General features: G+C 35.6%; 22 protein-coding genes and 1 other annotated feature (1 of these 23 only partly in view). Of the genes, 21 read left to right on the plus strand and 1 reads right to left on the minus strand.

Annotation, left to right across the window (positions count from 1 at the left end):
- The first annotated feature begins 423 nt into the window (after positions 1-423).
- From LDK52_RS14095 to LDK52_RS14135, 9 genes are all read left to right on the plus strand, one after another.
- Positions 424-1,224: a PP2C family serine/threonine-protein phosphatase gene (locus LDK52_RS14095; protein ID WP_277586596.1), complete on the plus strand. Its 801-nt coding sequence runs from the start codon at positions 424-426 to the stop codon at positions 1,222-1,224.
- Positions 1,225-1,490: 266 nt separating this feature from the next.
- Complete coding sequence (locus tag LDK52_RS14100; RefSeq protein ID WP_277586597.1) at positions 1,491-2,483, plus strand: LLM class flavin-dependent oxidoreductase; 993 nt, start codon at positions 1,491-1,493, stop codon at positions 2,481-2,483.
- 110 nt (positions 2,484-2,593) lie between these two features.
- Entirely contained in the window at positions 2,594-2,965 is a 372-nt protein-coding gene (locus LDK52_RS14105; RefSeq protein ID WP_277586598.1) for a YolD-like family protein, read from the plus strand.
- A gap of 184 nt (positions 2,966-3,149) precedes the next feature.
- Positions 3,150-3,572 carry a VOC family protein gene (locus tag LDK52_RS14110; RefSeq protein WP_277586599.1) on the plus strand — a complete coding sequence of 141 codons (423 nt, stop codon included), beginning with the start codon at positions 3,150-3,152 and terminating at the stop codon, positions 3,570-3,572.
- A gap of 105 nt (positions 3,573-3,677) precedes the next feature.
- Complete coding sequence (locus LDK52_RS14115) at positions 3,678-3,890, plus strand: hypothetical protein (RefSeq protein ID WP_277586600.1); 213 nt, start codon at positions 3,678-3,680, stop codon at positions 3,888-3,890.
- A gap of 79 nt (positions 3,891-3,969) precedes the next feature.
- The gene (locus LDK52_RS14120; protein WP_277586601.1) at positions 3,970-4,635 is read left to right on the plus strand and encodes an HAD family hydrolase; all 666 of its coding nucleotides are present in this window, start codon (positions 3,970-3,972) and stop codon (positions 4,633-4,635) included.
- Positions 4,636-4,811: 176 nt separating this feature from the next.
- Entirely contained in the window at positions 4,812-5,612 is an 801-nt protein-coding gene (locus LDK52_RS14125; RefSeq protein WP_277586602.1) for a class I SAM-dependent methyltransferase, read from the plus strand.
- A 59-nt stretch (positions 5,613-5,671) separates the two neighbouring features.
- Positions 5,672-6,067, plus strand: a complete 396-nt coding sequence (locus tag LDK52_RS14130) for a hypothetical protein (protein ID WP_277586603.1) — start codon at positions 5,672-5,674, stop codon at positions 6,065-6,067.
- 251 nt (positions 6,068-6,318) lie between these two features.
- Complete coding sequence (locus LDK52_RS14135; protein ID WP_277586604.1) at positions 6,319-6,864, plus strand: AAA family ATPase; 546 nt, start codon at positions 6,319-6,321, stop codon at positions 6,862-6,864.
- 60 nt (positions 6,865-6,924) lie between these two features.
- Here the strand turns inward: LDK52_RS14135 and LDK52_RS14140 are convergent, their stop codons facing one another.
- The gene (locus LDK52_RS14140; protein ID WP_277586605.1) at positions 6,925-7,806 is read right to left on the minus strand and encodes a LysR family transcriptional regulator; all 882 of its coding nucleotides are present in this window, start codon (positions 7,804-7,806) and stop codon (positions 6,925-6,927) included.
- A 103-nt stretch (positions 7,807-7,909) separates the two neighbouring features.
- On the opposite strand from LDK52_RS14140, the gene LDK52_RS14145 reads away from it, so the two are divergent.
- The 12 genes from LDK52_RS14145 (at position 7,910) to abc-f (ending at position 19,656) form a co-directional block, all read left to right on the plus strand.
- Complete coding sequence (locus tag LDK52_RS14145; RefSeq protein WP_277586606.1) at positions 7,910-8,980, plus strand: citrate/2-methylcitrate synthase; 1,071 nt, start codon at positions 7,910-7,912, stop codon at positions 8,978-8,980.
- Positions 8,981-9,097: 117 nt separating this feature from the next.
- Entirely contained in the window at positions 9,098-9,325 is a 228-nt protein-coding gene (locus LDK52_RS14150) for a hypothetical protein (protein ID WP_277586607.1), read from the plus strand.
- 128 nt (positions 9,326-9,453) lie between these two features.
- On the plus strand, positions 9,454-10,794 hold the full coding sequence (locus LDK52_RS14155; RefSeq protein WP_277586608.1) for an amidohydrolase family protein: 1,341 nt from the start codon (positions 9,454-9,456) through the stop codon (positions 10,792-10,794).
- Positions 10,795-10,836: 42 nt separating this feature from the next.
- Positions 10,837-11,601, plus strand: coding sequence for a class I SAM-dependent methyltransferase (locus LDK52_RS14160; protein WP_277586609.1), 765 nt, complete (start codon positions 10,837-10,839; stop codon positions 11,599-11,601).
- A 177-nt stretch (positions 11,602-11,778) separates the two neighbouring features.
- The gene (locus LDK52_RS14165; RefSeq protein WP_277586610.1) at positions 11,779-12,255 is read left to right on the plus strand and encodes a hypothetical protein; all 477 of its coding nucleotides are present in this window, start codon (positions 11,779-11,781) and stop codon (positions 12,253-12,255) included.
- A 2-nt stretch (positions 12,256-12,257) separates the two neighbouring features.
- Positions 12,258-12,596: a helix-turn-helix domain-containing protein gene (locus LDK52_RS14170; protein ID WP_277586611.1), complete on the plus strand. Its 339-nt coding sequence runs from the start codon at positions 12,258-12,260 to the stop codon at positions 12,594-12,596.
- Between the two features lie 780 nt (positions 12,597-13,376).
- A complete protein-coding gene (locus LDK52_RS14175; protein WP_277586612.1) occupies positions 13,377-14,438 on the plus strand; it encodes an iron-siderophore ABC transporter substrate-binding protein in 1,062 nt (353 codons plus the stop codon).
- Positions 14,431-15,468: a FecCD family ABC transporter permease gene (locus LDK52_RS14180; protein WP_277586647.1), complete on the plus strand. Its 1,038-nt coding sequence runs from the start codon at positions 14,431-14,433 to the stop codon at positions 15,466-15,468. Before LDK52_RS14175 ends, LDK52_RS14180 begins: the two co-directional genes overlap by 8 nt.
- Complete coding sequence (locus LDK52_RS14185; RefSeq protein ID WP_277586613.1) at positions 15,465-16,502, plus strand: FecCD family ABC transporter permease; 1,038 nt, start codon at positions 15,465-15,467, stop codon at positions 16,500-16,502. The genes LDK52_RS14180 and LDK52_RS14185 overlap by 4 nt, the downstream gene beginning before the upstream one ends.
- Positions 16,502-17,314 (plus strand): ABC transporter ATP-binding protein, encoded by an 813-nt coding sequence (locus LDK52_RS14190; protein ID WP_277586614.1) that lies wholly within the window; start codon positions 16,502-16,504, stop codon positions 17,312-17,314. The genes LDK52_RS14185 and LDK52_RS14190 overlap by 1 nt, the downstream gene beginning before the upstream one ends.
- 146 nt (positions 17,315-17,460) lie before the next feature.
- A complete protein-coding gene (locus LDK52_RS14195; protein ID WP_277586615.1) occupies positions 17,461-17,733 on the plus strand; it encodes a helix-turn-helix domain-containing protein in 273 nt (90 codons plus the stop codon).
- 462 nt (positions 17,734-18,195) lie between these two features.
- Complete coding sequence (abc-f, locus tag LDK52_RS14200) at positions 18,196-19,656, plus strand: ribosomal protection-like ABC-F family protein (RefSeq protein ID WP_277586616.1); 1,461 nt, start codon at positions 18,196-18,198, stop codon at positions 19,654-19,656.
- A 59-nt stretch (positions 19,657-19,715) separates the two neighbouring features.
- Positions 19,716-19,864: a binding site (T-box leader), on the plus strand; it runs 112 nt beyond the window's last position.

Raw genomic sequence — 19,864 nt, forward strand, 5'->3', positions numbered from 1 at the left:
TTTGTCTTGCATGATTAAATGATTCATCATTAGTCAAGTGGCTATCCCTCCATGTGGATTAAACATTTCATCGGTACTGTACCACCACTTTCACTGATATAAAGACAAGTAATACAACTACTAATATCATAATTATCCTTGAATTGTCAGTAAATTTTGAAGTGCGTAAAAAAGCACTGCTAAAACAGTGCTAATTTCACAAAAATATTGAGATGTTTATATCGAAAATTGGGTTGTTATTTGAGTATTTTGTAACGCTCAACTGAACGGGTTGATATTTTTTGGATTGTCTTTTTATCATTCAAATAAGATAGAGATATAAAATACAGGATGTTTTAAAAAAATAATTTAAATATTATGTTAAAATATTACAAAGCGTTGAACTTATTCAACTAATCAAGCTATAAAAGGGGTAGTGGAAAAATGCATAAATTTAGTTGGGTGGGGAGCCAAAAGCACTTTGTAGACTTACCTGATATTCAACGAGTGAGCAATATAATAATCGGTCGTTTCGGCGGAAATTCATCCGCAGGTCAATACAAAAACGAAGATGGCTGTTTAGTTTGGTCAAATGAAGAAAATGATTGGGATTTCGTTATGCTCCTCGATGCCCATAACTCAGCGGAGAGTGCTGAACTTGTCGTCAATACAATTACAAGGGAAGAGCAAGATTTAGTGAGAATTCTCAACAAATCATTACCCGATTCTTTTATTCAAATGGAAGAAAATATTTTGCGTATTTTCCAAAATCCAATGTTTCTAGCAAGCTGTCGTGAAACACAAGGGGAAACGGCATGTCTGATTGTTGTAAGAAAAGGCAAATATGTTTGGTGGTTTTCAGTTGGAGATTGTATCCTCCACTTGTTTCACCCTGAATTGGCTAAGATGGAACAATATCTATTAAACCAAAGAAACTTTTTTGAATGGATTGGATATGAAAACACCTTTGAACTGGAAGTACCATGTTATAGTATGGGTCGCAGGGAATTAAGAAAAGGGATGAATCATCTCTTTCTTACTACGGATGGATTAACGGAATGCCCGAATGGTACTTTTCATAACCCTGTTGAAATTATGAAAGCATTTGACAATTCCGAATCTCATCAAGACTCGGTAATGCATTTATTAAAGGAAATTGAAGAAAGAGGAGTACGGGATAGCACTACTATCATTTCCTGGGTAGTTGATGTAGAAATAAACGCGAGTGAACCAAGTAACTTATAAATTTAATTTTTTAAAATTGAAAAACTTAATTAGGCTTCTAGTATCTTATGTTTCAGAAAAAGCTTCAAGAATTATGTTGTACATTTCGCGGATTATGGAAATGAATTTATCCTTCTTAAATTGCTGTTTTAAATAACTGTTTCAGTACCCGACTTTGTTTTAATTGAACAATTATTAAGTCCCTTTCGTTTACTTTTTTATTGTTATTCGATAGCATTTGATAAGAGAAGTATCAAACGAGCATTTGTTGAAGGGGAGATAAATAGATGAAACTAAGTGTACTAGATCAAGCACCAATCACAGTTGGTAATACTGCAGCAAGAGCATTAAAAAACGCGGAAGAACTAGCCATATTAGCAGATGAATTAGGTTATCACCGTATGTGGATGGCAGAGCATCATGGAACCGATGCATTTGCAAGCTCGGCACCTGAAGTAATAGCGGCTCACTTAGCTGCCAAAACGAAAAATTTACGTATCGGTACAGGTGGAGTAATGATGATGCACTACTCGCCGCTTAAGCTTGCCGAATTATTTAAAACACTAAGTGCGCTTTCTCCGGGTCGTATCGACTTCGGAGTAGGTCGTGCTCCTGGTGGAGACAATCACGCAATGTACGCACTTTCAGAAGGTCGACCTCCTTTGGTCAATAATATGTATGAAAAATTAGCCATAGCAATACAACTGATTAATGATGAAGTTCCAGATGATAGCCTATATAACAAAACGATTGCCTCACCTTCTAAAATTGTGTTACCAGAAGCATGGTTACTTGGTTCTACGGGTAATAGTGCTGTACAAGCTGGAAGAATGGGTCTCGGATATTCCTTTGCGCAATTTTTCCAAGGTGGTATGACTCCTGCCATTTTAGAGACGTACCGCAAAAACTTTACGCCTTCCGCTTTAATGGAGAAGCCAGAGATTAATGTTACCTACCTTGTAACTGTTGCAGAAACAAATGAGGAAGCTGAATTTGAAGCATTACCGCAGGATATCTCGCGTCTGTCTCTTATGAAAGGGCAAATTCGTACATTGATGACACCGGAGGAAGCGCAAAATTACCCACTAACGGAAATGGACCGGATGATGATTCAAGAAAATCGGAAAATTCATCTAGTTGGTACGGCTAAACAAGTGGCAGAAACCTTACATGAAGAACAAGCTATTTATGGTTTCGATGAAGTAATGATTTGTAGCATCACACATTCGCAAGAAAAAAGATTAAATGTATATCGTTTACTCGCAAAAGAATTGATGTAACAGTAATCGGCGTGCTCTTTATGGGTGCGTCTTTTTTGTATCCATTTATTTCTACTTGAAAAAAGAACAAATGTTCGATATGATAAGTGAAAAAGAAAGAACGTGATAGCATGGCTAACTTTGATGAAGATTGGAACCAATTAGATTTATCTCAATTACAGGATCGAGGGTCGAAAAAATGGGTAGCAATGATGTTACCCGAACATGTAAGAATGCTTCGTGAGTATAGCGAGGAAATAAAAAAAGAACCTCGCCCAGACTTAAATGAGTTTGACTATGAAGCTATTCATGATGAAATAGCACTCGCAATGAAACGGAATGTCGAAATCAAAATAAAACGGTGGAAAGAGGGAGAGTTTATCTATAACCGCGGTACGATACAATGGATTGATTTGAGGAAACGAACAATCGAAATAGAGGACCCTTTTCGCTCATTTGAACTGTCTATTGATGAAATCGTTGACGTCAGCCTATTGGAATAGCAATTGTCACCAACATCATCCCTTCAAAGTGGATGATGTTTTTTTGTGTGAACTGAACAAAAGAAGGGTTTTAGCAGACGGATGTAGAAGATTGAAGGGATTGATTGATCACGGAGCGGAAGCCGACAAATAATATTTTAGACAAATTGACTGCTTTTAAAATATTTAGAATGAGGTGAGTGTATTGAAATCGAGCCTGCGATTTATTTACTTCTACTGTAATGAGTTGAATAAGGTACGAACATTTTACAGTGAGATAATCCAGTTACATGAAATCTATTTTGAGGAAGATGCTTCGGTTGCGTATCAGTGTGATCAGCTGCAATTTTCATTTTCACAGATTACCGAAAATATTCCTGTATATGATGGTTGGGCGACCCAACCAGGCTGGCAAGGTGGGGAGCTCCCGGTACCTAGCTGGTCTATTGAATGTGAAGAGCGTGCGTTTAAGAAAATAGTTGAACGATTACAAAAGGTTAAGGTAGAATCCTTCTACCAGCAACCTGTCTGGGTCGGATACTGGAGCTATCCGGTCAAAGACCCAGCTGGAAATACAGTGGAAATTACCTGTCCTGGTGATGAAGAAGCTTTACAATTGTCTATCTAAACAAGAACTGGATTTGGTTAATTATATTTGTAACTTAAATTTGATTTAAACGTATTAAAGTAAATGGAAAGCTTTGTTCAATTTCCATAGGGGGGTGTTTTGAAAATGACTGTATTTAAAAATAAGCATTTTATAGGGGTTTTATTGATTTTAGCTATGGCTTTATTTGGTGTCGCTTTTTTAACGATTGCATATAGTTATTTCAATACTTCAGAAATAAGTTTACTTACTACTGGCTGCTATGAAGTTGGGGGAGAAGTCATATTAGAGATCCATAATAATTTCACAAGTGCGTATTCTTTTGAGTGTAAAAGATAAAAGGCATAGCGTTTGCAATAATTCTTCCGTTCTTGTGAAATATAGAGAAGTATAAAAGTTTAATGAGGGAGAATTTACAATGATAAAAGCGGCTATATTTGATTTGGATGGAACTTTATTAAATAGAGATGAATCTGTAAAAATATTTATCGACAGACAATACGACAGATTAAAAGAACTTATAGGACATATTCCAAAAGAGAAATATGTGCGAAGATTTATAGATTTGGATAATCGCGGGTATGTTTGGAAAGACAAAGTATATCAACAAATAGTCGATGAATTTGGTGTTACTAGCATAACTTGGGAAGAGCTACTTCAAGATTATATAAGTGAATTTAAGAATAACTGTATTCCTTTTCCCAATCTAATTAGAATGTTAGAAGAACTAAAAAATAACAATATTCTTTTAGGAATGATCACAAATGGATATGGGCAGTTTCAGATGGATAATATTATAGCTTTAGGTATAGAAAAATATTTTGATATTATTTTAGTATCTGAATGGGAGGGAATTAAGAAACCTAACCCACGAATATTTAACAACGCGCTAGAGAAACTTAATATTTCAGCCAGTGAAGGTGTATTTATAGGAGACCATCCTGAAAATGACATTTTAGCTGCTAAGAATGTTGGGTTGAAAGGTATTTGGAAGAAAGACCTTCAATGGAATAACGTCAATGCAGATTATATGGTTGATGATTTAGGGGAATTACCTATGATTATCGTAAAGCTAAACGAATAAAATAAAAGAAAATATGGTAATCGTAGAGGTGAAAATGATGAGGGGATTTCTAGCTAAGAATATACACTTGCTATTATTTATAATTGTAGTGATAATTTTTTTTGTTGGTGTTATGAACTTTACATATTCAAAACTCGATCGACATAGGGTGCCGTATTTTGTGAGGTGAAGCTAGAATGAATCAAGAAAGTATTAGTAAGGTAAACCAAATAGGATGGGATCAATCTGTGTATCAAGCATGGGTGAATCGACATGGTTTACCAAATGAATATGCACAAAAGTTAAAAAGTAACCCTACCAGAGCTGTCTCATACTATATAAAGTATATGGGCGATGTAAGAGACAAAAAAATAGCCAATCTTTTAGGTTCAAAAGGGAATAAAGCTGTATCTTTTGCCTTGTTAGGAGCTGATGTAACTGTCGTAGATATTTCCAAAGAAAATAGACGATATGCGATGGAGTTAGCTAATCAGGCAGACGTGAACATAAAATACATAGTTTCAGACTTATTAGAAATACCCGAAGAAGACAAGTTAGCAGATTTTGATTTTGTAGTATTAGAACTGGGTGTATTACACTATTTTGTTGACTTAATGCCACTATTTAACCTTGTTCGTAATTCACTCAAATCAGGTGGGAAATTTATATTAAGGGATTATCATCCCTTCGCATCAAAGTTGATGAATTTAGAAGGGGACAAAATGATTGCAAATGGCGATTATTTTGAAACGGAATTGGTGGATGTCGATGTTGCTTACAGTATATTATTATCAGAAAATGAAAGAGCTAAGTTAACGAAAAATAAAATTCGCAGATGGACATTAGGTGAAATAGTAACTTCAATTGCTAAAGCCAATTTAAATATGGAAATCTTAGAAGAAGAATCAGGTATAAGATGGGCATTTCCTGTCAATTCGCCGGAAGGTATAGAAAATAAAATTCCAGGACTATTCACTATTATTGCTAATAAGTATTAAAAAAAGGAAGCAAGAATGAGGTTTTATTTGGCAGTACCAATTTGGGGAGGAATGTTAAGTTGAGAAAGATACTCATTATATTATTTACAATAATTGTATTAACAGCTTGTTCAAATCAGGAAACCATTAAAGCGAATGGAGAAGGAGAATATTGGAAAGCAAATATAACATATGAGGTGACCGATTCCCATCTCTCAGATAGAGGTGGAATTGAATATACAGGGGATGAAGATCTTCTCTATGTTTCTTATTCTTTAGTTACTGACGAAGGAGGACTTTCAGGGGAAATTGAACCTCAAAAAGGTCAAACCGCTATATCATTTGGGATGGGTGGAGGCAATAATCCTCCAGCTATAGATGCCGCAATTATATCGTTAAATCATGCTTATGTAGAAATTGAATGGCATACTACAACCGGGGAATATAAAGAAAAAGTTGAATTGAAAGTAAAGTAAAGTAAAGTAAATATAATCCAGTCACATTAATTGAACTAACTTTGCTTATTGGTACTACAATTGGGCTTTGTTTATTGGCATTCCTGTTGCCAAAAAAGGGGCGCAAAGTAGTATTAAGCCTCAACACGATGAAGGTGAAACTTGAGGAATGACTAAGGAGTTTTATTAGGTTTATTGAAGATGCTGGAAAAGGATTACGCAATAGATCCAAATAGCCAGAAAATAAAATAATTAAAGAGGTAGGACAGTGAATGAAAGTACAAATAATAGGTGGTTCAGGAACGGGTAAAAGTACTTTAGCAAAATTTATAAGCGAAAAAGAAAATATAATGTGGATTGATACAGATAGTTATCTATGGAAAGATGAATCATTTACTGAAAATTATCCGATTGAAAAGCGACGGGAAATGTATGAGAATGATATGGAATTAAAGAGCGATTATGTTGTCTCTGGGTCAATCTTTTCATGGTATCCGAATGGATTTGATGATCGTGATTTGTTAGTTTTCCTCTTTCTCGATGAAAAAATTCGAATGGAACGTTTAAGAAAGAGAGAGGTAAGGCGCGATAACCCCAAAAAAGCATGGTGCGATGAAGATGGAAACATGACGAATGAATTTATAGAATGGTGTAAAACGTATTTGAAGGCAAAAGATAAAACGATGATAGGCACGTATGCTGCGCAATCCTATGAAATGGAATTATGTAAAAGCCCTATATTAAAACTAGATGGCTCGCGATCTGTTGAAGAACTTTACTCTACAATAAGAGCGGCATTGAAAGGAAAAAAAATTTAAAGGGAACAAAGACTATATGAAAACTAATTATAATCTTGCTCGTGTTTTTTATATTGATTTTCAACCAAAATAATACTTCGATATTTGGTCAATGAATAACTTTTCCAAATCTCCGTTCTTTTTTACAATGATGAAAGTGGAAACAGTAGGTAAGTCAAATAAATCAAAATGGGGTTGCATCACTTTTCCTTCTAATAACTCACGCCGAACAATAGAGTGCGGCAAAAAGGACACGCCTAGATCTTCCTGTACAAATCGTTTGGCAATATGTGCCTGTGTTACTTTCATTGTTCTGACTCCATTGATATGCCGATGTAACTTCACAAGTAGTTCATCCCAGAAAATAGGATGATGATGGGTAAATAAATAGTTTTTCTGTAAAACATCTTTAATATCTATCGGTGGGCCGCTTTCCTCATCATATATATCTACCGGCATGACAAATACAATTGGGTCCTCATAAAAGGAAATGGATTCTACTCCTTTTCTTTTTGCGTCAAGTGCGGAAATGCCAATATTTACTTCCCCTGAATCTACGAGATCTTCAATAAGATAAGATTCCTCCACACGAATATGTATTTCCAAATCGGTCTGTAATTTCATAAAAGAACGTAAAAAAAATGGGAGAATCGTTTCGGCCATAAGAGGTGAAATGGCAATTGTCCAAGTCCGGCGATAGCCTTGTTTAAATGCGTGCATTTTGTGAATTGTATTTTCAGTACTATTCACTAACTTTTGTGCTTCGGGTAGAAAGTATTTACCTGCTTCTGATAGGCTTACTCGGTTATTCTTTCTATCAAAAAGAGCGGATCCCAAATGTTCCTCTAATAGTCGGATATGAACGGTCACACTTGGTTGCGACATCATTAATTTTTCCGAAGCCTTTCGAAAATTCAGTGTTTCCGCAGCAGTACAAAATGTTTTTAACCATTGGTATTCCATATAATCACCTTCCCTGATTAATAATAGTAATTAATATGATTATATATATTTAATTTTTATTATCAACCTATTCTCATATACTAAAGAAAAGGAGGAGTTAAATATGTTTCAAAAAGGATTAAAGGACGTTGTGGCAGTTCATACAAAAATTGCATCCGTGGATGGTGATATTGGGGAACTAAGATACAGAGGGATACTAGTAGGTGAGTTAGTTGCGACTAATACATTTGAACAATTGGCTACATTAATATGGACTGGGGAAAGAGAGCAAGCAAAAGACTTCGGATTGAATCAATATAGAGAGCTACCTGCACATATAATAGAGATTATTAATGCACTTCCAACGGAAATCTCTTTAATGGATGCGATGAGAACGGCAATTTCCGCATATGCACATACAGCATTTAAAGAAAAACCAATAGCGGAGCAGGCTGTCCTATTAACAGCTGCACTTCCAGTGATCGTAGCTAGACATTATCGAAACCAACTTGGACTACCTGTAGTTGAAGCAAATAAAGATCTTTCCCACACAGCTAATTATTTATGGATGCTAACTGGAGAAATACCAAGTGATGTCCAAGTGGAAGCGCTGGAAACATACTTGAAACTTACGATGGAGCATGGGTTAAATGCATCGACCTTTGCAGCAAGAGTAACGATTTCAACCGAATCAGATTTGACAGCTGCTATTACTTCGGCACTTGGGACTATGAAAGGACCGCTACATGGAGGAGCTCCATCAGGAGTCATATCTATGTTGAATGAATTCAAAGATCCTACACAGATTCGTACAATCGTAAAAAATAAAATAGAAAACGGAGAAAAGATAATGGGCTTCGGGCATCGAATATATAAAACAGAGGATCCTCGTTCTATTATATTGCGTGAGAAGTGTTTGGAGCTTCAAGGGAAAGATGCATGGCTAGATATTGCAACAATTGCAGAAAAAGAAATTATCGAGTTACTGGCAGAGTTTAAACCGGGTAGGAAGTTATACACGAATGTAGAATATTATGCAGCGGCCATTATGCGCTCTATTAATATGCCTCCAGAATTATTCACCCCGACATTCAGTATAGCAAGAATGATTGGCTGGACAGCTCATGCCATTGAACAGCTTGAAAACAATACAATTTTCCGCCCACAATCTATATACGTAGGGGAAATGAAATAACTAATGAAAGATGTCGTTTTGGAAACACTGAACGGCATCTTTTTTTATGGAAAGGGAAATCTCTTCGTCATGGAGAATATGCATATATATGAGATGTAAATGAAAGGGGTATGAATGTTGAAATATATAATAATTGGAGCAACGGCAATACTTGCAGGAATTATGTTATTTGGAATGACATGGATTGCAGCAGCTATATATACAACTAGAGAAGGGGTGAATGGTAGATTTGCAGATGCCATATCTGCGATAGGATATTTCCCAATATTCATCAGTCTTATATTGGTAATAACGGGTATATGTTTTTTTGTAATCTCCTTTAATAGGCACTTAGAAGACAAGTAACTGGGGAATTACTCAACATGGGTAAAGAGTTTTTCCAATGAAATAACATTTTAATTATCTGAATAATGAAACCTTTCCGCTATTTATAAGTATAATATGTAAGGCGAAAAAGGGGAGGGAAATGAGAAGTGGTAAACAATATTATATTCCTAAAAAATGCTAATGTGATTGATGTGGAAAATGGTCATATAGAGATGAAAAATATAACAATCGAAAATGGCTTCATTACAAAGTTGGAAAGTGAAAAAAACCAAGAAAATAAAAACTCCAATGTCACAGTATTGGACCTCCAAGGAAAGTGGGTAATTCCAGGACTTATTGATATGCATGTACATATAAAAGAAGGATTTGCTCCATTGTTCACTGCATCTGGTGTGACAACGGTTCGGAATACAGGAGGTAATGTCAACGAATTAAAGGATTTAATTCATGCCTCCATAGAAGCCCCTACGCCAAGAGTTATTTCGGCAGACCGTATTATTGACGGACCCCCTGGTTTGTGGGGAGAGGAAAGTCCTTGGAATATGAATGCGGACAGTCCGCAAGCCTCTCGAGAGGAAGTAAGAAGACAAGTTGAAGCAGGGGCAGATTTTATCAAAGTATACGGCTGGTTGCCAAAAGAGACAATGATGGCAGTTGTTGAAGAAGCCAATAAATACAATAAAGAAGTGAGCTGTGATTTAATCCATTCTAAAGACGTAACCGCAATAGATGCAGCTATAATGGGCATCAAGTGGAATGAGCATGCATCTGGAATAGTACAGGATATGTATCCGGAGTGGACGATGCAGGCGGATAATACTTTGTGGGATTCGATCAATTGGGACCAGCCCGATCAAGAAAAAATAGTACAGGTTTGTAAAGTTCTTATAGAACATAATGTAGTAATATGTCCAACCATGGTGTTATTGGATCAAGCGAGGCTTCTAGAGAACTATTGGTATCCAGTAAATGATGTGACGAGAAAACTTGAGAATAATGAAGGATTAGTAAATCAATGGAAATACTTTTTAAGTAAACCAGTTTCTCTAGAAGGCCTCGGTAGACAAGCCACGATGAATAAGGCAATTGCAAAAGCCTACTTTGACTTAGGTGGACAGGTTGTTGCAGGAACAGATACGCCCGCAGGAATATTCACCATTCCTGGAATGGCACTACACCGTGAATTAGAGTTGTTTGTTCAAATTGGAATAAGCGAAATAGATGCCATTCGTGCTGCAACTATAAATGCTGCTAAGTCTTTAAACCGTCTAGATTTAGGAGTAATTAAAGTAGGTGCAATCGCAGATATCGTCATATTAAATGAAAACCCATTAGAAAATATCCAAAATACACAAAAGATTAATAGAGTGATAAAAGGGGGAACGATATATACTCAACAAGAACTTTTCAAAGAAATTCCAGATGAAGAAACTATTTTAAAAAACATAGAAGCTTTTATGAGTGAATTTGAAGCAAGTACTAGGTAGAAAAGATGCCACAATGGCTATCGCAAGAAGGAGCAGATATAGTTGAGTAATAATCTAGAAGAATACAGTGATCCGATTTCATACGATATAGAAAATGATGCTTATACTGGTGAACTCGATTTACTTACAGAATGGGCTATCAATCAAGGAGGACCAATTATAGACTTGGCATGTGGAACTGGAAGAATGACGATTCCTTTAGCGCAAAAGGGATTCCATTTAATTGGTGTAGATCTACATGCAGGTATGCTTGAACGTGCGAAGTTAAAAGCACATGATCAAAATATAAAGATTGAATGGATAGAGCAAGATTGCACAGCGCTTCAATTAAAACAAAAAAGTCCCTTAATTTTTATGGTTGGGAACTCCTTTCAACATTTTCATACAAATGAACAACAAAATCTTGTTTTAAGGTCCATACATAATCATTTAGAGAAAGATGGAACTTTTATATTTGGGATTAGATTTCCTAATGCAGAAGAATTACTACAGCCAAGCACAGAAGAATATTGGAAAACATATACGGATACAGTGGAAGACAAAAAAGTAGATGTGTTTACAATTAGTGAATATGATCCTTTAGAGCAAATACAGCTTTATACAACAATCAGAAAATATATGGATGAGAACGATAAAGTATTAGAGGAAAGAAAAACGAACATTAGCTTAAGATACACGTACCCTAAGGAAATGGAGCGGTTACTAACCGAAAACGGATTAGACATATTACATGTTTATAAAGATTGGAAGGGTTCACCGCTAAGTAGGGATAGTGATGAAATGATTTATGTATGTAGAAAAGGATGAATAGGTTTGATAACATGCGTTCATTTTATGGGGAAATGCCATAATACATTAGGACAAGTTTAAATTCTGTAAATACCAATTTCCATCGCTTACAATATAAAATGACGAGAAGGGTCATATATGACGTCAATTATTTGAAAATATGAGTCATATATGTTAGGCTAAGTATATACTTTGATGAAGTACAGACCGATTATTGCAATTGCAGACGAAAACAATGAGGATATTGTTAATGATTATTTAATTCAGTTAAACGAAGAATCATTGTCTTCTTTGGATGCTAAAACACATCGATTATTTATTCAAAAAGCATTTGATTTATTAAATGTGACTCCATTAAACAAATTGCAGGATTATACTGAACTCACTATTTTAATAAATGGAGAAGAACGTACTAAAAGATATGAAATTATCAAACCTTTAGGAGTCATGCCAATTTATGAATTGCGATATGCAATGAATGAAAACGAGCATTTACGATTTACTTTCTTTCCGTTTTCATATAAAGAAATAGAATCATATATATTTGTAAAGGTATTTAAGAAGACACTCATACCTCCTGTGAATGAAACGAATAAGATGAGAGATTTAACGTATCAAATGTTTCTTAAGGTACTTAAAAACCCGAAATTATACCTTGAAGGAGAGGAATAATTATGAGAAAACCGCCTAAAAATCTATTAAATACGAGTGACTTAGTTGCTAAACATCCCGAGTTAAATGAAAATCTGCATGGATTGGGTTCGTTATACGGGAAGATTATATTTGCATGTCGCATGGAGCAAGGATTAACCCAAAAAGAACTTGCTGGCAAGGCATTGATTGGTCTTAAAACAATCACAAGAGCAGAGGGTGGTTTTGAAAATTTAGGGACAACCACTTACAACGCAATATTTAGAGCATTAGGATTAAGTACTGCTGGGGTTGCAGAGTTGATGTATCAAATGACACGCGAACAAATGGATAGTGCTTCAGAACATGGAGTGTTGGTTTAAGAGTGAGGATATTTCCTCGCTCGTTTTTTTTCGCCAAAATAGTTAACATTTTTATATTATTATACCGGTAATGAGGCTTGTCACGTTTTTTGGAGAGTAGGGGAAAGGGCAGATAAGCTAGCTGCAACTAATACATTTGAACAATTAGCTGCATTTATATGGACTGGGAAAGAGAGCCAGCAAAAGACTTCGGGTTGAATCAATATACGTAGGGGAAATAAAATAACTAATGAAAGATGCCGTTTTGGAAACACAGAACTGCATCTTTTTTGATGGAAAGGGAAATCCCATCATCAAAGCGGTTACAACAGATAGAGGTGTAAAAGAAAGGGGGGATATGGGAATTTTTCAGTAGCTATGTCCGCTATAGGTTATTTTCCAATATTTATAAGCATTATATTAGTTGTAACTAGTATCTGTTTTTTTGTAATGTCTTTTAATAAACATTTAGAAGACAAGTAAAGAAAAGCATCGGAAAACAGTACACAATTAATGGCAAGCTAAAGTTGAAACTAAATAATCTTCGATTTTAAATTTAAGAGGCTACAATAAAATCTACTATAAAATCTAAACCCGACGGACCACCAATAATGGGTGATATCACACCAATTCATTTTCAAACTTCCTAACTTCCAATAGAATATACCATAATTTTCATTAAAATGTATTGACTTAATATTTATATAGTTTAATATTTAAATGAGAATGAGAATCTTTATCGACTATTAAGTTGAGAATAAGTATCCATTTAACTATTGTTTAAGAAGAGGAAGGTAAAAAATGAAAAAAACATTTTTGGCAATGTTAATAGCATTGATGGCCGTATTTACTTTAGTAGCTTGTTCTGATGAATCAACTACTGAAGACAAAGAAGTAAAAGAAACTCCTGCAACTTCAGAAACGGAAGCTACAAAGGAAACTGAAACAGCTTATCCAATTACGATTAAACATGCTTTAGGGGAAACTGTAATTGAAGAAAAACCAGAGCGTGTCGTAACAATCCAATGGGGGAACCAAGATGTTGCTTTAGCTTTAGGAGTAGTGCCAGTTGGCTTCTCAGCAGCAAACTTTGGTGTACAAGATGACAGTGGTTTATTACCTTGGACAAAAGAAAAATTAGATGAACTTGGTGTAACAGAGCCAAACGTATTTATGGATACAGATGGTCTTGATTTTGAAGCAATTTCTGATGCGAAACCGGATGTTATTTTAGCATCTTACTCAGGTATCACGCAGGAAGATTATGATTTATTAATACAAATTGCACCTGTTGTAGCATATCCAACATCTCCTTGGACAACTACATGGCGTGAACAAGTAGAACTTAGCTCATTAGGTATGGGTATGGCAGAAGAAGGTAAAAAACTTATTGCGGATGTTGAAGGTATGCTTGCTGAAAAATTAGCAGAATATCCACAAATCGAAGGTAAAAAAGTAGTATGGGTAAACTTCTCTGAAAAAGATTTATCTCAGTTACATATCTACACAAATGTAGATTCACGCGTCTCTTTTTTAGTTGAATTAGGAATGTCAGTTCCTGAGAGTATTACGGAGTTAATGACAGATCCAACAAGCTATTCATTAAATTTAAGTACTGAAAATACAGAAGCTTTATATGATGCAGATTTAATCATAGGGTATGGTAATGACGAATTATTAGCTACAATTCAAGCGGATCCTTTATTAGGTAAAATACCTGCAGTAGAACGTGGGTCAGTTGCATTTATAACAGCTGATACACCATTAGTAGCAGCAGGTACACCAAACCCATTATCCATTGCGTACACAATTGATGAGTATTTGGAATTAATCAGTGGAGCCATTGATAAGATTAATGAATAGATTTCCTGTTTTCGGTAAAAAAAGTGATTTTCATTTACCGAAAAACTTTAAAACAACGCTGGTCTTACTAATACTATTATTAATTGTAAGTATAATAGTGTCTCTACTTTTTGGGGCCAGAGCAATTAATATGCAAGAGTTAATCGATGGGTTATTTTATCCTGGACGAGATTCTCATGGTGCGAACATTGTTAGGAAACGCGTTTCGAGAACAATATTCGCCCTATTTTGTGGGGCGGCTCTAGGGGTTGCGGGTGCGCTAATGCAAGCGGTCACTCGGAACCCTCTTGCCGATCCTAGTATTTTAGGGGTTAATACGGGTGCATCTTTGTTTGTCGTTTTCGGTATTGCCTTTTTAAATATTACGTCTGCAGATCAGTATATTTGGCTAGCATTGTTTGGTGCTGGTATTACGGCTATTTTTGTTTTCGGTATCGGTTCTTTAGGAAGAGGCGGGGCAACACCGATAAAACTTGTCCTCGCTGGAGCAGCAACATCAGCGGCGTTATCCTCCCTCGTAACGGCTATAATGATTCCAAGCACCTACGCCATGGATCAATTCCGTTTTTGGCAAATTGGTAGTGTCGGTTCTGGTACTTGGGATAGTATTATTACGTTTATTCCTTTTTTAGCAATTGGTCTACTAATAGCATTTATCACTGCACCAGCATTGAACGCCTTAGCATTAGGCGATGAAGTAGCATCTAGTTTAGGAGTGCATCCAAGTTTCTTGCGATTTTGTGCGGCATTTGGTGGTGTATTACTTTGTGGAGCTGCAACGGCTTTAGCTGGACCGATAGGCTTTATAGGGCTACTTGCCACGCATTTAATGCGACTTATTTTAGGACCCGATTTACGTTTTGTCATTCCCATGTCCGCGCTGGCTGGGGCAATCATTTTAACCATATCCGATGTGGTTGGTCGATTAGTCGGCAGTCCTGGTGAACTTGAAGTAGGTGTAGTAACAGCCTTTATCGGTGCACCAATTCTTATATTCTTAGCAAAGAAATCGAAAGTGCGGTCATTATGAAAAACCAATCTATTGAATTTAATTTTATACAATTAGGTATGCAAAAAAGACGCAGACGTTGGTTACTTGTAACTGGCATACTTACACTTAGTGCATGCTTATTATGTTGTCTCATGTTAACGCTAGGGAATACGGTATATCCAGTGAATGATGTTATTCGTTCTTTGATGGGAGAGCAAATACAGGGCGTGACATTTGCCGTGAATACAATTCGATTTCCTCGTATGTTAGCTGGCTTATTTGCTGGTTTGGCATTTGGTATTGCGGGTTATATTTTTCAGACCATGTTACGAAATCCTTTGGCTAATCCTGACATACTAGGTATTACATCTGGATCGAGTGTAGCAGCGGTATTTTGTATTACAGTACTTCATACGAGTAATAAGATCGTTTCGATTGCTTCTGTCGTAGCTGGCCTTGCAACAGTTATCGTCATGTATTTCCTTTCAAAAGGGAGATCGTTTTCAATTGGGCGTCTCATATTAATTGGCATTGGTATTCAAGCCATGTTAGACGCAGTTATTTCTTATTTAATATTAGTAAGTGCACAGCAAGATATTTCTGCTGTACTTCGTTGGCTTAGTGGTAGTTTAAATGGTTCTCAACTAACTGAACTTCCTCCGTTAATGTTAGCTGTTATTATTTTGACACCGATAGTGGTCATTTATGGAAAACAGCTAAATATATTGGAACTTGGTGAACAAACAGCCTCCTCGTTAGGAGTTTCAACAGATAAAACACGAATAATATTAATCATTTGTGCTGTATTTTTAGTTGCCATTGCTACAGCAACGACAGGTCCGATTGCATTCATTTCTTTCCTTGCAGGTCCAATTGCAAATAGATTAGTTGGTGTTGGTGCATCCAATATTATTCCAGCAGGTTTGGTCGGTGCAAATATTGTTTTAATCGCTGACTTAATCGGGCAATTTGCATTTGAATACCGATTCCCGGTTGGAGTTATTACTGGTTTAGTAGGTGCGCCTTATTTAATCTATTTACTTATCAAAATGAATCGCAAAGGAGAATTATAATGGAGAAAACACATCTGTTTCGAGCTGATCAGCTAGCATCTGGCTACGATGATAAAATCATTTTAAAAAATATCAATTTAGAAATTCCAAGCAATAAAATTAGTGTCATTATTGGCTCAAATGGATGTGGTAAATCCACTTTGCTTAAAACTTTGGCAAAACTGATTAAACCTTCAAGTGGGGACGTTACTTTAGACGGTAAAGCTATTAGTAAAATACCACCCAAGAAATTAGCCCAGATTCTAGGGGTACTTCCTCAATCACCTATCGTACCAGAAGGCATTACAGTATCAGATTTAATCGGGCGTGGTCGTTTCCCACATCAATCATTATTTAGTGGTTGGTCAAAAAAGGATTATGAAGCTGTAGCTGAGGCGATGGAAATTATGAATGTAACAGAATTTGCAGATTTAGACATCGATGAGCTATCGGGTGGGCAAAGGCAACGTGTTTGGATTGCTATGGCACTTGCACAACAAACAGATATTCTGTTCCTTGATGAACCAACAACTTTTTTAGATATTACGTATCAAGTAGAAATTTTAGATTTATTAACAGATTTGAATCGAAAGCATGGAACGACCATCGTTATGGTTTTACATGATATAAACTTGTCGGCACGTTATGGAGATTATATTTTTGCCATTAAAAACGGACGATTAGTTTCTGAAGGTGCGCCACAAGAAGTTATTACCGATTCATTAATTCACGAGATCTTCGGTATGAAATGTGTAGTTATTGATGATCCCGTTTCACATACACCTCTTGTCGTACCTAGTGGACGATATCATTCACACAATAATGCTGATTGAACCTAGTTGTCATTCATTTCTTTGAATTCTCGTATATAGGGGCTAACTGAAGGAGAGGAATAATCATTAGGAAATGGCCTAAAAATCTATTAAATACGAGTGACTTAGTTGCTAAACATCTCGAGTTAAATGAAAATCTGCATGGATTGGGTTCGTTATATGGGAAGATTATATTTGCATGTCGCATGGAGCAAGGATTAACCCAAAAAGAACTTGCTGACAAGGCATTGGTCGGTGTTAATACAATTACAAGAGCAGAAGGTGGTTTTGAAAATTTAGGGATAACCACTTACAACGCAATATTTAGAGCATTAGGATTAAGTACTGCTGGGGTTGCAGAGTTGATGTATCAAATGACACGCGTACAAATGGATAGTGCTTCAGAACATGGAGTGTTGGTTTCAGAGCGAGGATATTGATATTTCCTCGCTTTTCTTAAAACGGAAGTAATAGTCCCTATTTATAAATAAATTAGTTGAGAATATTAAAAGGTGGAAAAAGAGTAATGACAAATACAGCTTTATTTTTCAATCTAACTTAAAATAAGCATTCAAAACTAACGATTGAATATTCTTAAAATAAAAGCTATAATAACTTTAATATATTTGAAGGGAAGATGGATGGCTAATGGATAAATAATTCTATTTTACACGTAAAATGTATACGCATTTTCACTTAAAATAGGATTAGTCTGCCCATTTATATTACCTTCATAGTGCCTGTATAGAGGTTTATTTATGTATAAATGTTAATCCTTCTGAAGCTTATTCAGGAGGTTTTTATTTGTCTATGCGTATGCTTTCAAACCAATAAATTGGAATGATTGTATGCAAGTTTTAAATCATCTCCAATAAATATTCTAAAAATTGGAGGGTATGATTATGCCTATAGATATTCAACATTTACATTTTGGATTTGATACTATGGACCGCAAGTTATTTGAAGATGTCAGTTTAACGATAGATACAAAGTGGTGTCTTGGCCTAATTGGAAGAAATGGTCGTGGCAAAAGTACATTATTAAAATTATTGATGCACGACTACCTGTATTCCGGTGAAATTAGAAGTGATGTAGAATTTGTCTATTTTCCACAATCGATTCCGAACAAAGAAACCTTAGTTTACTACGCTATTGATGAAGTGATGCCAGTAGAGTTATGGAAAATTGAACGGGAATGTCAATTGCTTGGGTTAGATAAAGAGATTTTATGGCAGCCATTTGAGCAATTATCTGGTGGGGAGCAAACAAAGGTATTATTAGCTGCATTATTTTGTGAAGATTCTAGATATCCCCTTTTAGATGAACCAACGAATCATTTAGATATCGAAGCAAGAAAAACCGTGGCAAACTATTTAAAAAAGAAAAAAGGTTTCATTGTAGTAAGCCATGATCGTAATTTCGTCGATTCTGTGGTGGATCATATTTTAGTAATTGAAAAAAGTCAGCTTGTACTTTATAAAGGTGATTTTTCTACGTATGAGCAGCAAAAACAGTTGCAAGACGAGTACGAACTTGAGCAAAACAAAGTATTAAAATCTGAAATCGATCGTTTGCAAAAAACGGCAAATGAAAAATCCAGTTGGGCTGCCAAAAGAGAAAAACCTTCTGGTAATGATCCGTTCGGCAATGCGATTGCCAAACGTATGAATAAACGTGCGAAAGCGATAGAAAAACGTACAAATGAAAAAGTAGAAGAAAAAACGGATTTATTAAAAAATATTGAAAAGGTTAGTGATTTAAAGATCAACTGCCAATTTAGCCATCGCAACCCGGTGCTAGTAGTGAAAAAATTTACAATATGCTATGACGGAAAACCACTGTTCCATCCGATTACGTTTAATATTTTTCAAAACGAACAAGTAGCGCTCGTTGGTCCAAATGGAAGTGGAAAAACATCTATTTTAAATTATTTAATTCTACAACAGTATACAGGCACAATTACTGGAGAGGTTGCAATACCAAACGGGCTTACCCAAAGTAATATTCGTCAAAATCATGATGATAATAAAGGTTTAGTAAAGGCTTTTGCTGATAGATATGACATTGATTACTCACTATTCTTAAACAACCTTCGTATTTTAGGAGTTGAAAGGGACATATTTAATGTTCCTATTGAAAACATGAGTAATGGGCAACAAAAAAAAGTAGAATTCGCAAAGTCTTTAGGACTACCTGCTGAGTTTTATATTTGGGATGAGCCATTAAATTATTTGGATGTTTTTAACCAAACGCAAATTGAAAAAATGATTTTGGAATATAAACCAACACTTTTATTTGTAGAACATGATCAAAATTTTATAGCGAATATTGCATCAAAAACCGTAGAAATCATCCCGTACTGAATGACAAAAGTTCTTGCATAGTTCAGAATTGTATGTATAATCATATTAACAAATTTATATTAATAGCGATGAAGAGGAAAAGTAAAATGAGGATGTTATTAAGAGAGCCTCTGCTGGTGGAAATGAGGCAAACTAGTCATTTGAACATGATCTCTGAGCTTCGTACTGAACGTTATGTAACTAGTAGGATACGACAAGATTTGGCACT

It is taken from the genome of Psychrobacillus antarcticus (genome assembly GCF_029533155.1).
Taxonomy (GTDB): Bacteria; Bacillota; Bacilli; order Bacillales_A; family Planococcaceae; genus Psychrobacillus; species Psychrobacillus antarcticus.

What these genes read in the sequence shown, in the direction of transcription:
- LDK52_RS14095 (WP_277586596.1), top strand. Translation starts at nt 424, where the DNA reads ATGCATAAATTTAGTTGGGTGGGGAGCCAAAAGCACTTTGTAGACTTA.
- LDK52_RS14100 (WP_277586597.1), top strand. Translation starts at nt 1,491, where the DNA reads ATGAAACTAAGTGTACTAGATCAAGCACCAATCACAGTTGGTAATACT.
- LDK52_RS14105 (WP_277586598.1), top strand. Translation starts at nt 2,594, where the DNA reads ATGGCTAACTTTGATGAAGATTGGAACCAATTAGATTTATCTCAATTA.
- LDK52_RS14115 (WP_277586600.1), top strand. Translation starts at nt 3,678, where the DNA reads ATGACTGTATTTAAAAATAAGCATTTTATAGGGGTTTTATTGATTTTA.
- LDK52_RS14120 (WP_277586601.1), top strand. Translation starts at nt 3,970, where the DNA reads ATGATAAAAGCGGCTATATTTGATTTGGATGGAACTTTATTAAATAGA.
- LDK52_RS14125 (WP_277586602.1), top strand. Translation starts at nt 4,812, where the DNA reads ATGAATCAAGAAAGTATTAGTAAGGTAAACCAAATAGGATGGGATCAA.
- LDK52_RS14135 (WP_277586604.1), top strand. Translation starts at nt 6,319, where the DNA reads ATGAAAGTACAAATAATAGGTGGTTCAGGAACGGGTAAAAGTACTTTA.
- LDK52_RS14140 (WP_277586605.1), bottom strand. Translation starts at nt 7,806, where the DNA reads ATGGAATACCAATGGTTAAAAACATTTTGTACTGCTGCGGAAACACTG.
- LDK52_RS14145 (WP_277586606.1), top strand. Translation starts at nt 7,910, where the DNA reads ATGTTTCAAAAAGGATTAAAGGACGTTGTGGCAGTTCATACAAAAATT.
- LDK52_RS14165 (WP_277586610.1), top strand. Translation starts at nt 11,779, where the DNA reads ATGAAGTACAGACCGATTATTGCAATTGCAGACGAAAACAATGAGGAT.
- LDK52_RS14170 (WP_277586611.1), top strand. Translation starts at nt 12,258, where the DNA reads ATGAGAAAACCGCCTAAAAATCTATTAAATACGAGTGACTTAGTTGCT.
- LDK52_RS14175 (WP_277586612.1), top strand. Translation starts at nt 13,377, where the DNA reads ATGAAAAAAACATTTTTGGCAATGTTAATAGCATTGATGGCCGTATTT.
- LDK52_RS14180 (WP_277586647.1), top strand. Translation starts at nt 14,431, where the DNA reads ATGAATAGATTTCCTGTTTTCGGTAAAAAAAGTGATTTTCATTTACCG.
- LDK52_RS14185 (WP_277586613.1), top strand. Translation starts at nt 15,465, where the DNA reads ATGAAAAACCAATCTATTGAATTTAATTTTATACAATTAGGTATGCAA.
- LDK52_RS14190 (WP_277586614.1), top strand. Translation starts at nt 16,502, where the DNA reads ATGGAGAAAACACATCTGTTTCGAGCTGATCAGCTAGCATCTGGCTAC.
- abc-f (WP_277586616.1), top strand. Translation starts at nt 18,196, where the DNA reads ATGCCTATAGATATTCAACATTTACATTTTGGATTTGATACTATGGAC.